General features: G+C 61.6%; 9 protein-coding genes and 1 tRNA gene. 7 read left to right on the top strand and 3 right to left on the bottom strand.

Features of this window, described 5'->3' with window-relative positions; genetic code table 11:
- Nucleotides 1-111: 111 nt before the first annotated feature.
- Nucleotides 112-196, bottom strand: a tRNA-Leu gene (locus tag AACR77_RS04135).
- Nucleotides 197-339: 143 nt separating this feature from the next.
- Between AACR77_RS04135 and AACR77_RS04140 the strand changes: the two genes are divergently transcribed.
- Nucleotides 340-852, top strand: a complete 513-nt coding sequence (locus tag AACR77_RS04140; protein ID WP_042877974.1) for an RDD family protein — start codon at nucleotides 340-342, stop codon at nucleotides 850-852.
- Nucleotides 853-996: 144 nt separating this feature from the next.
- Here AACR77_RS04140 and lptG read toward each other — a convergent pair whose 3' ends face one another.
- Together lptG and lptF are read right to left on the bottom strand one after the other, a co-directional pair.
- A complete protein-coding gene (gene lptG, locus AACR77_RS04145) occupies nucleotides 997-2,067 on the bottom strand; it encodes an LPS export ABC transporter permease LptG (protein ID WP_041210919.1) in 1,071 nt (356 codons plus the stop codon).
- A 25-nt stretch (nucleotides 2,068-2,092) separates the two neighbouring features.
- Nucleotides 2,093-3,205, bottom strand: a complete 1,113-nt coding sequence (gene lptF, locus AACR77_RS04150; protein WP_029313726.1) for an LPS export ABC transporter permease LptF — start codon at nucleotides 3,203-3,205, stop codon at nucleotides 2,093-2,095.
- Between the two features lie 172 nt (nucleotides 3,206-3,377).
- Here lptF and pepA point away from each other — a divergent pair, with 172 nt between their 5' ends.
- From pepA to pbpG, 6 genes are all read left to right on the top strand, one after another.
- Nucleotides 3,378-4,889: a leucyl aminopeptidase gene (gene pepA / locus AACR77_RS04155; RefSeq protein ID WP_010672960.1), complete on the top strand. Its 1,512-nt coding sequence runs from the start codon at nucleotides 3,378-3,380 to the stop codon at nucleotides 4,887-4,889.
- Between the two features lie 169 nt (nucleotides 4,890-5,058).
- Entirely contained in the window at nucleotides 5,059-5,514 is a 456-nt protein-coding gene (locus AACR77_RS04160) for a DNA polymerase III subunit chi (protein ID WP_010672959.1), read from the top strand.
- Nucleotides 5,515-5,579: 65 nt separating this feature from the next.
- A complete protein-coding gene (locus AACR77_RS04165; RefSeq protein WP_042877976.1) occupies nucleotides 5,580-8,444 on the top strand; it encodes a valine--tRNA ligase in 2,865 nt (954 codons plus the stop codon).
- Between the two features lie 207 nt (nucleotides 8,445-8,651).
- The gene (locus AACR77_RS04170; protein WP_029313724.1) at nucleotides 8,652-9,944 is read left to right on the top strand and encodes a hemolysin family protein; all 1,293 of its coding nucleotides are present in this window, start codon (nucleotides 8,652-8,654) and stop codon (nucleotides 9,942-9,944) included.
- An 18-nt stretch (nucleotides 9,945-9,962) separates the two neighbouring features.
- Nucleotides 9,963-10,628, top strand: a complete 666-nt coding sequence (locus tag AACR77_RS04175) for a DedA family protein (protein WP_039040923.1) — start codon at nucleotides 9,963-9,965, stop codon at nucleotides 10,626-10,628.
- Nucleotides 10,629-10,806: 178 nt separating this feature from the next.
- Entirely contained in the window at nucleotides 10,807-11,592 is a 786-nt protein-coding gene (gene pbpG, locus AACR77_RS04180; protein ID WP_010672955.1) for a D-alanyl-D-alanine endopeptidase, read from the top strand.
- The last annotated feature ends 87 nt before the right edge of the window (nucleotides 11,593-11,679 follow it).

Below are 11,679 nucleotides of genomic sequence, written 5' to 3' on the forward strand. Positions count from 1 at the left end.
GTCTGAGGGTCTGAGGGTCTGAGGGTCTGAGGGTCTGAGGGTACACCTCTTCGCACCGCCCGGAAAAACAAAAGGCCATCCGCGAGGATGGCCTTTTGTCATGGAATCTGATGGTGCCCGGGGTCGGACTCGAACCGACACGTATTGCTACGGCGGATTTTGAATCCGCTGCGTCTACCGATTTCGCCACCCGGGCAGCTGCGAGGGATTATACGAATGGCGCTTGGCCATGCAAGGTGTTTTTCTTGCCCCCACCGTTGTTTGCTCATTTATTCAACGCCTTGCCGATGCCAGGCCAGTTACATAGAATGCCCGCATCATATTAATGGAATAATCATCATGGCCAAGCGCAAGACCCCCTCCCCTCTCCAGCCAGCTCCCCGGCATCCGTCCGCCGGTCTGCTGCGCCGTCTCGGCGCCCTGCTCTATGACTATCTGGTGGTGATTGCCCTGCTGATCATCGCCGGCTTCATCGGCATGGGGGTGGCCCACCTGCTGCTGGCCACCGGCATGGCGCACGTTCCCGAGGGCAAGGATGCCGCCTGGCTGCTCACCAGCCCCCTCTACAGCGCCTGGCTGGCCTTCGTCATCTGCGGTTTCTACACCTGGTTCTGGGTCCGCGCCGGCCAGACCATCGGCATGCGGGCCTGGCGCCTGCGCATCCAGAACCAGGACGGCAGCAACATTCGCGTCACCCAGGCCCTGATCCGGCTCGCTACCTCGGCCTTTGGCCTGGGCAACCTGCTGTGTGTGTTCAATCGCGCCCGCCCCCGCGCCTTCCAGGATATCTGGGCCGAGTGCGAGGTGGTGGTGCTCGGCAAGACGGAAAACCTGGAGCAGCTCAATCGCTGATCCCAAGACGGCAACGAAAAAGGGCACCCCGAGGTGCCCTTTTTGTTGACCAGAACTGAGTGCTTGCAGCCCAGAACCTTGACGGAAACGGTGCATCGAGAGCAATGGCCGCCTGTTGTCAGCAGCCCGCCGTCCTTCAGGCCGCTACTGCTTGCGGCTCAGGATATAGAAGGAGATGCCGCCAAACAGCAGGCTGGGTGCGATGGCCGCGAGGATGGGCGGGACCGCATAGACCAGGCTGACCGGGCCGAACACCCTGTCGCTCACATAGACCGCGAAGCCGGTCATGATCCCCATCAGCATCCGAGCCCCCATGCTCACCGAACGCAGCGGGCCGAAGATGAAGGAGGAGGCGAGCAGTATCATGGCCACCACGGAGAGCGGTGAGAGCAGCTTGCGCCACATCTCCAGCTTGTAGCGTCCGGCATCCTGCTTGTTGGCATCCAGATAACCGATGTAGTCCCGCAGCCCCGAGATGGGCAGGTTCTCGGGATCGATGCTGACCACCCCGAGCTGCTTGGGGGTCAGCTCGGATTGCCAGGCCATCTGGGCATGCTGTTCGTCCTGGATCCGGGTGGGATCGTCAAACCGGGTGATGTGCACCTGCTTCAGCAGCCAGTGGTGATCCTCGAACACCCCCTCCTTCGCCTGCACCACGTCGATCAGGTTGCGGGACGGAGTGAAGCGGTAGAGGGTGATGCCGGTCAGGGCGCCATCGTTGCGCACCCCGTTGATGTTGACGAAGTTGTTGCCATCCCGTGCCCAGACCCCGTAGGCCGAGACCGTGAGTCGCCCTTCCGACATGGCCCCCGCCTTGATGTCATCCGCCATCCGCTTGGCGGCCGGTGCGACGTACTCGCCCATCAGCCCCACCAGCAGCATCAGGGGAATGGCGGTCTTGAGCGCCGCCATGACGATGCTGATCTTGGAGCGTCCCGCCGCCTGCATCACCACCAGCTCGGAGCTGGTCGCGAGCTGGCCCAGGCCGATGAGGCCACCGAGCAGGGCCGCCAGGGGGAAGAAGAGCACCGCCTCCTTGGGCATGGAGAGCAGCACGTAGTAGAGGGCGTTGAGCATGTCGTAGTTGCCTTCTCCGACCGCCTTCAACTGCTCCACGTACTTGATGAGCGCGGCCAGCCCGACCAGGGTCAGCTCGCACAGCAGGATCGACATGAAGATGACCCTGCCTATGTATCTATCGAGAATGCCGAACATCAGCAGAGACTCCCAGGTTGCAGCATCATGCTGACTTTCTCTTGAACAATTGCCCTTTGACCCCGTTCCACCAGCTGGTGCCCTGCAGGTTGAGAGGCAACCCTATCAGCAGCAGATAGACCAGGGGCACCAGGAACATCCCGGGCCAGTGGGGCAGACGCCCGCTGTCGATGGCCGACCGGGCGGCACTGAGCAGCAGGAAATAGGAGAGATAGAGCAGGATGGCCGGCAGCAGCTTGGCGTAACGCCCCTGACGGGGATTGACCCGCGCCATCGGCACCACCAGGAAGGTGAGCACCAGGATGGAGAGGGGCAGCGACAGGCGCCACTGCAATTCGGCCATCAGCTGGTTGTCCTGGGTGCCGAGCAATGCCAGGGTCGGCTTGGCCGCCGCCTTGCGGTTGGATCGCTCCATCTCCTGCTGGCGGATCACCAGGCTGTATTCACGAAACTCAGAGACCTGGAACTGCTTGCCGGTGAAATGCCCCTCGTAGCGCGAACCATCCTTCAGGGTCAGCCACTGCAAGCCGTTGCTGTCGGCGGTCACCTGCCCCTCGTTGGCCACCACCACTGACGGGGGTGAGCCACCCTCGGCCCGTTGCAGCACGAAGATTTTCTGCAACTCCGACCCCTTGTCGTTCAGATCCTGGATGTAGGCCACCAGGCGCCCCTTGTCGAGCTCCATGAAGCGGCCGGCCTGCAGGAAAGAGATACCGGGATCGGCCTTGAACTCGTCGATCACCTGGTACTCCCGCTCCTTGGCCTGGGGGGCGACCCAGCCGGTGTTGAACGCCGCGACGGCGGCGGTCAGCAAGGCCAGCACCAGGGCGCTGCCCATGATGAAACGGTGACTGAAACCCACCGCGTGCATCACCGTCATCTCGCTTTCCGCGTACAAACGGCCGTGAGCAAACAGAATGGCTAAAAACAGACTGATAGGCAGCATCAACAACGCCATATTCGGCAGGTTGAGCAGCAGGAGGGTGGATACCAGGCGCGTCGGCACCTCACCATCGGCGGCATCGCCAATGATCTGGATAAATTGCTGGCTGACGAAGATAAGCAGCAGCACGAACAGCACCGCCAGCTGGGTTTTCAGGGTCTCCCTGAACAAATATCGGAAAACGATCACAGTCATTCCCAAGTAAACTTGTGTTTTTAGTCGAATGCCTGAAAAATAGGGCCCTATATTGGATTTTTACCAGTTTGAACTGCGGAGCCTGTGACTGTTCGCTCCGCCTCTGATACCCCAACAAGCACCGCATTATTCAATAAATGGTGCCTTTTGTCTTTAGGATGTAGGAGATTCCATGGAGTTCAGTGTAAAGAGTGGCAGTCCTGAGAAGCAACGCAGTGCCTGCGTCGTGGTCGGCGTTTTTGAGCCCCGCCGCCTCTCTCCGGTTGCCGAACAGCTGGACAAGATCAGCGACGGCTACCTCAGCTCGCTGCTGCGCCGTGGCGACCTGGAAGGGAAACCGGGCCAGATGCTGCTGCTGCATCAAGTACCGGGCGTGCTCAGCGAGCGCGTACTGCTGGTCGGGTGCGGCAAGGAGCGCGAACTCGACGAGCGCCAGTACAAGCAGATCATCAACAAGACCATCACCACCCTGAACGAAACCGGCTCCATGGAAGCGGTCTGCTTCCTGACCGAGCTGCACGTCAAGGGTCGGGATACCTACTGGAAGGTGCGTCAGGCGGTGGAAACCACCAAGGCGGGCCTCTACAGCTTCGATCAGTTCAAGACCAACAAGGCCGAACCGCGCCGTCCGCTGCGCAAGCTGGTCTTCAACGTGCCGACGCGTCGGGAACTGACCATAGGCGAGCGCGCCATCAATCACGGCCTGGCCGTGGCGAAAGGGGTGCGCATCTGCCGCGACGTGGCGAACATGCCGCCCAACGTCTGCAATCCCGCCTACCTCGCCTCCCAGGCCCGCCGTCTGGCGGATGCCTATGACAACATCACCACCAGGGTGGTGGGGGAGCAGGAGATGGCCGAGCTCGGCATGAACTCCTACCTGGCGGTGGCCCGTGGCTCCGAGAACGAAGCCATGATGGCCATCATCGAGTACAAGGGCAACGCCGACGCCAAGCCCATCGTGCTGGTGGGCAAGGGGCTGACCTTCGACTCCGGCGGCATCTCCATCAAGCCGGCAGACGGCATGGACGAGATGAAGTACGACATGGGTGGCGCAGCCTCCGTGCTCGGCACCATGCACGCCCTGGCCCAGTTGCAGCTGCCCATCAACGTCATCGGCGTGCTGGCGGGCTGCGAGAACATGCCGGGGGGCAACGCCTACCGCCCCGGTGACATCCTCACTACCATGTCCGGCCAGACCGTCGAGGTGCTCAACACCGACGCCGAAGGCCGCCTGGTGCTGTGTGATGCCCTCACCTATGTGGACCGCTACGATCCCGAGACCGTGATCGACGTGGCGACCCTGACCGGTGCCTGCATCATCGCCCTGGGCCACCATACCTCTGGCCTCTTGGCGAACCACAACCCCCTGGCCCACGAGCTGCTCAACGCCTCCGAACAGGCCGGCGATCGCGCCTGGCGCCTGCCCCTGTTCGACGAGTATCAGGAGCAGCTGGAAAGCCCGTTCGCGGACATGGCCAACATCGGTGGCCGTCCGGCCGGTACCATCACCGCCGCGGCCTTCCTGTCGCGCTTCACCAAGAAGTACAACTGGGCCCACCTGGATATCGCAGGGACCGCCTGGAAGAGCGGCAAGGAGAAGGGCTCCACCGGCCGTCCTGTGCCCCTGCTGACCCAGTTCCTGCTCAACCGGGCCGGCGTGGCGGACGTCGAAGACAAGGAGTGATCCCCTTCCCCATCGACTCGAAGAGCGATGCGAGAAGGCGTTACCCTGTATCACAAGGAAGAGGCCTGCCTCTTCCTTGTTTCATTGAGAGAATCCGGGAAGTCCGTGCCAGACGCGGCTCCCGAAGACGGCCAATCGCTGTCCGTCACAGCCAAACGGGACCGACCTGATGAGCCAAGTGACCTTTTACCTGATGAGCCAGCCCGATGATGCGGATGCCTCCGCCGTCGAGCGCCTCGCCTGCCAGCTTGCGGCCGATGGCTGGAGCGCAGGCCACCTCTATCTGCTGTGCGAGGACGAGGCCCAGGCCCTGCGTCTGGACGAGCTGTTGTGGCAGTTGCCGCCCGATCGCTTCGTGCCGCACCAGTTGCAGGGGGAGAGCGGTCAGGCTCCGGTGGAGATAGGCCATCAGCCGCCACGGCGGCGCTATGCCTGCCTCATCAACCTGGCCCGGCAGACACCTTTGTTTGCAGGACACTTCGCTCAAGTGGTAGATTTTGTCCCCACTGACGAAACGCAAAAGCAGCAAGCCCGCGAGCGCTACAAGCACTATCGCCAGGCGGGCCATACCCTCGAGATGAGGGATCAGCCCGTCCTTGCCGCACCGGATCCGGCGCAGCCCTGACTGTGCCACCCTCGATCCACGACGAATCAACACCAGACTCCATCCATCCAGAATACGGCGAGACCATGGAAAAGACTTTTAATCACAACGCCATCGAACAGGCGCTCTATCAGCACTGGGAAGCCCAGGGTTACTTCAAGCCCCACGGCGACACCAGCAAAGACTCCTTCTGCATCATGATCCCGCCGCCGAACGTCACCGGCAGCCTGCACATGGGTCACGCCTTCCAGCAGACCCTGATGGACACCCTGATCCGCTACAACCGCATGCAGGGCAAGAACACCCTGTGGCAGGCGGGTACCGACCACGCCGGTATCGCCACCCAGATGGTGGTTGAGCGCAAGATCGCCGCAGAAGAGGGCAAGACCCGCCACGATTACGGCCGGGAAGCCTTCATCGACAAGATCTGGCAGTGGAAGGAAGAGTCCGGTGGCACCATCACCCGTCAGATGCGCCGTCTGGGTGACTCCGTGGACTGGGAGCGCGAGCGCTTCACCATGGATGAGGGCCTCTCCGCCGCCGTCCAGGAAGTGTTCGTGCGCCTGTACGAAGACGGCCTGATGTACCGTGGCAAGCGTCTGGTGAACTGGGATCCCAAGCTCAACACCGCCATCTCCGACCTGGAAGTGGAAAACCGCGAGATCAAGGGCCACATGTGGCACCTTCGCTACCCGCTGGCCAACGGCGCCAAGACCGCCGAAGGCCAGGATCACCTGATCGTCGCCACCACCCGTCCGGAAACCATGCTGGGTGATACCGCCGTGGCCGTGAACCCGGAAGACCCGCGCTACAAGGCGCTGATCGGCCAGCACATCCTGCTGCCGCTGGTGAACCGTCTGATCCCCATCGTTGCCGACGAACACGCCGACATGGAGAAGGGCACCGGCTGCGTGAAGATCACCCCGGCCCACGACTTCAACGACAACGAAGTGGGCAAGCGCCACAACCTGCCGATGATCAACATCTTCACCCTGGACGCCCACGTGCGTGCCGAGGCCGAAGTGGTCGATACCAATGGCAACCCGAGCTCCGCCTATGACGCCGCCCTGCCGACCGAGTTCGCCGGGATGGAGCGCTTCGCCGCCCGCAAGGCCATCGTCGCCAAGCTGGACGAGCTGGGCCTCCTGGCCGAGATCAAGGATCACGTGCTGCAACAGCCTTACGGCGATCGCGGCGGCGTGCCCATCGAGCCCATGCTGACCGACCAGTGGTACGTGCGCGTGGCCCCCATGGCCAAGACCGCCATCGAGGCGGTGGAAGATGGCCGCATCCAGTTCGTGCCGAAGCAGTACGAAAACATGTACTTCTCCTGGATGCGCGACATTCAGGACTGGTGCGTCTCCCGTCAGCTGTGGTGGGGTCACCGCATCCCGGCCTGGTATGACGATGCCGGCAACGTCTACGTGGGCCGCAACGAAGAGGAAGTGCGCGCCAAGCACAGCATCCCGTCCGTGACCGTGCTGCGTCAGGACGAAGACGTGCTCGACACCTGGTTCAGCTCCGCCCTGTGGACCTTCTCCACCCTGGGCTGGCCGAACAACACCGAGGCGCTCAAGACCTTCCACCCGACCGACGTGCTGATGAGCGGCTTCGACATCATCTTCTTCTGGATTGCCCGGATGATCATGATGACCATGCACTTCATCAAGGACGAGAACGGCCAGCCGCAAGTCCCGTTCAAGACCGTCTACATCACCGGCCTCATCCGTGACGAAGAAGGCCAGAAGATGTCCAAGTCCAAGGGCAACGTGCTGGACCCCCTCGACATGATCGACGGCATCTCCCTGGAAGACCTGCTGGAGAAGCGCACCGGCAACATGATGCAGCCGCAGATGGCCGAGAAGATCGCCAAGCGCACCGCCAAGCAGTTCCCGGAAGGGATCAATGCCCACGGCACCGACGCCCTGCGCTTCACCCTTGCGGCGCTGGCCTCTACCGGTCGTGACATCAACTGGGACATGAAGCGCCTGGATGGCTACAACAACTTCTGCAACAAGCTGTGGAACGCCTCCCGCTATGTGCTGATGAACACCGAAGATCAGGATTGCGGCTTCTCTTCGCAAGGGAATGGTGGCGAGATGCAGTTCAGCCTGGCGGATCGCTGGATCCAGTCCCAGCTGCAAGTGGCCATCCGTGACTTCCGTACCGCCCTCGATACCTACCGCTTCGATATCGCGGCAGGCGTCTTGTACGAATTTATCTGGAACCAATTCTGTGACTGGTATCTGGAGCTGACCAAGCCGGTGCTGACCAAGGGTTCCGAGGCCGAGCAGCGCGCTGCCCGCCACACCCTGGTGACCGTGCTGGAAACCCTGCTGCGCCTGGCACACCCGATCATCCCGTTCATCACCGAAACCATCTGGAAATCGGTCGCCCCGCTGGCCGGCGTACACGCCGACACCATCATGATTCAGGCTTTCCCGGAATTCGACGCCGCCAAGGTGGACGACGCCGCGATGGCGGATCAGGAGTGGGTGAAGGAGTTCATCGTCAGCATCCGCAACATCCGCGCCGAGATGAACGTGGCCCCGAGCGTGCCCCTCAACGTGCTGCTCCAGTGCGATGCCAAGGATGCCCAGCGCGCCGCTGACAACGAGGCCTTCCTCAAGTCGCTGGCCCGTCTGGAATCCATCCGCGTACTTGGCGCAGGTGAAACCGCCCCGCTGTCGGTCAAGAAATTGATCGGTGCCACCGAGCTGATGATCCCCATGGCCGGTCTCATCGACAAGGAAGCCGAGCTGGCCCGTCTGGCCAAAGAGGTGGCCCGTCTGGTGGGCGAGTGCGGCCGCATCGAAGGCAAGCTCGGCAACGAAGCCTTCGTCGCCAAGGCGCCGGAAGCGGTCATCATCAAGGAGCGCGAGAAGCTGGAAGATTACCGTCTCCAGCTGACCAAGCTGGAAGCCCAGCAGGCCGAGATCGCCGCGCTCTAAGCCACAGCGCAACATGACAAGCCCCCGTTTATCGGGGGCTTTTTCATGTCAGGGGTTCAGTTCTCCCTCTCCTGCCCCGCAGTTTTATCCCTCCCACCGGGACGATATTCAAAAATTCACGAGCCAAATCACCTCCTTTCACAAGCGCAGAGCCCGCAAATTCATTACACTGCCAGCGGTCTTTTCTATCGGGAGTGCTGCTGCAGTATGGAAATATTGATCCTGTTTGGATTGATTTTGCTCAATGGCGTCTTCGCCATGTCGGAAATCGCCATCGTGACGGCACGCAAGGCACGCCTCGCCAAAATGGCGAGCGAAGGGAGCCGCTCCGCCGCCATCGCCCTCAAGCTCGGGGAAGATCCGACCCATTTCCTCTCCGCCGTGCAGATCGGCATCACCAGCATCGGTCTGCTCAACGGTATCTATGGCGAGTCCCTGCTGGCCCAGCCCTTCGCTCTCTGGCTGCAGGAGTGGGGGCTCTCCCCCAAGAGCAGCAGCCTGCTCGCCACCGTCATCGTGGTCGTGCTGGTCACCTATCTCTCCATCGTGGTAGGGGAGCTCGTGCCCAAACGCCTCGGACAGCTCAGCGCCGAGCGCATTGCCTGTCTGGTAGCCCGCCCCATGCTCTGGCTGGCGACCCTGACCCGTCCCTTCGTCTGGTTGCTCTCCGCCTCCACCAACGCCAGCCTGCGGCTGCTGCGGGTCGATCAGCGCAGCAGCAACAACGTCACTCAGGAGGAGATCCACGCCATGCTGGTGGAGGGCTCCGAAGCGGGGGTGATTGAGGACCATGAGCACACTATGTTGCGCAACGTGTTCCGCCTCGACGAACGCAGCCTGGCCTCCCTGATGGTGCCGCGCAGCGACATCCGCTATCTGGACCTGTCACTGCCGCTGGAAGTGAACCTCCAACGTCTGGTGGAGTATCGCCACAGCTTCTTCCCTGTCTGTGACGGCAGCCTGTCGGATCTCGTCGGCATCCTCAACGTCAGCAAGGTGCTGCACGCCTACATCAAGGGAGAGCCCATCGATCTGGCGGCGCTGACCCAGGACGGCAGCCTGCTGCCGGAGACCCTCAATGGCCTGGAGCTGCTCAACCACTTCCGTACCCACTCCGAGCACATGGTGCTGGTGGTGGACGAATATGGCGAGCTGCAGGGGCTGGTCACCCAGCAGGATCTGCTGGAAACCCTGGCCGGCGACTTCCAGCAGGAAGATGGGGAAGACAACTGGGCCTTCCAGCGCGCCGACGGCAGCTGGCTGCTCGACGGCCTCATTCCGCTGCCAGAATTGAAGGACTGTCTGGAGCTGGTTCGTCTGCCGGAAGAAGAAAAACATCACTATCACACCCTTGGAGGGCTTATCATGCTGCTCCTTGGCCGCCTTCCCCAGACCGGAGACCTGGTCACCCTGGAACAGTGGCAACTGGAAATCGTGGATATGGACGGCCTGCGCATCGACAAGGTGCTTGCCATGCCCTTGACCGACCAACCCAGCTAACCTGCGGAGTTTGCATGTATGGAGCAGTTTTACCACCTGGCTCACGCCTTTATGCATCAGGATCTGGCGACACTCTCTGATCCCAAGATGGTCTTCATGGTCTATGTCGTCCTGCTGACCTTCCTGGTGCTCGAGAATGGCTTTATCCCCACCGCCTTCCTGCCAGGGGATACCCTGCTGATCCTGACCGGCGTGCTGATCTATCAGGGGGTGTTGCCGATGGCAGTGGTCCCGCTGCTGATCATGGCGACCTTCGTCGGTACCTGGCTTGGCTACATGCAGGGGCGTTTCCTCGGCCACACCCGGATGTATCACAGGCTGATGTCCCATCTCGATGACAAGCACAAGGAGAAGGTGCACTACCTGCTCAACAAGTACGGCATCATCACCCTGATCACCGCCCGCTACATCGCCTTCGTGCGTACCGCCTACCCCTATATCGTCGGCGCCAACGAGATCCCCCAGGGGCGCTTCCTGGTGGTCAACCTGATCAGCTCCATCATGTGGATCTGCCCCCTGGTCGGGCTGGGTTACTACCTGAGCCACACCAAGCTGGCCGCGCAGTATGAGTCCCAATTTCTCAGCGTCATTATCTACCTGCCGGTCGTGCTGCTGGTGGGCGGCCTCATCGCTCTGGTCTGGCGCTGGTGGAGCAGACGCAAGCCCGGCGTCTCCAGAGAGTGAGACAAACCACAGGGTCGCCCACAGGCGGCCCTTTTTTATGGAAAATAGTGGCGAATTCCCCCTGCTCGCTCTTGTAAAGCAGGGGCAAAAATGAGTGAATCTAGCGCCTTTTTTCGCTGTGGATGGAGTTGGTTGTATGGGGTGTTGGATTCGCGCAATCGCGCTGGTAGGTGGATTGATGGGACTGCTGGGTTCGCAGACAGCCCTGGCGACCCCCGACCCGGCCAAGCTGCAGCTCAAATCGGGCAGTGCCCTAGTGATGGACGTCAACACCGGCAAGACCCTGTATCAGAAAAACCCCACCCGGGTGCGCCCCATCGCCTCCCTCACCAAGCTGATGACGGCGCTGGTGGTGCTGGATGCCCGCCAGAATCTCAATCAGACCCTGACCATTGATCAGAACGACAGGGACAACATCAAGCACACCTATTCACGGGTGCGCATGGGCACCCAGGTCAGCCGCCGCGACGCCCTGCATCTGGCCCTGATGTCCTCCGAGAACCGCATGGCCTCGGCGCTTGCCCGCCACTACCCGGGGGGTCGCCAGGCCTTCATCCGCGCCATGAACAACAAGGCCAGACAGCTCGGCATGCGCAACACCCGCTACTATGACTCCACCGGTCTCTCCACCCGCAACGTCTCCACCGCCCAGGATCTGGCCAAGCTCCTCTCTGCGGCCTATCGACAGCCGCTGATCCGTGAATTCACCCAGGACACCAGCAGGGAGATGCGCTTTCACAAGCCGGCCTACAGCCTGATGTTCAACAATACCAACCCCCTGGTGAAGAACCCGGACTGGGATGTACGCCTCTCCAAGACAGGCTATACCGACGAAGCGGGCCGCTGCCTGCTGATGCGTGCCAAACCGGATCGTCAGGAGCTCGCCATCGTACTGCTCAACTCGGTGGGCAAACGCACCCCTGTCGGGGATGCCAACCGCATCCGCAAGTGGCTGAAAAGCTGATTCTCTCCACGAAGACATGAAAGGATGCCGCGGCATCCTTTTTATTGGCTATGTCCCAATTACGTGTTGCATGGGGCGCCCCAGTGC

This window comes from Aeromonas sp. ZOR0002 (assembly GCF_963866995.1).
In the GTDB taxonomy this organism is placed as follows: domain Bacteria; phylum Pseudomonadota; class Gammaproteobacteria; order Enterobacterales; family Aeromonadaceae; genus Aeromonas; species Aeromonas caviae.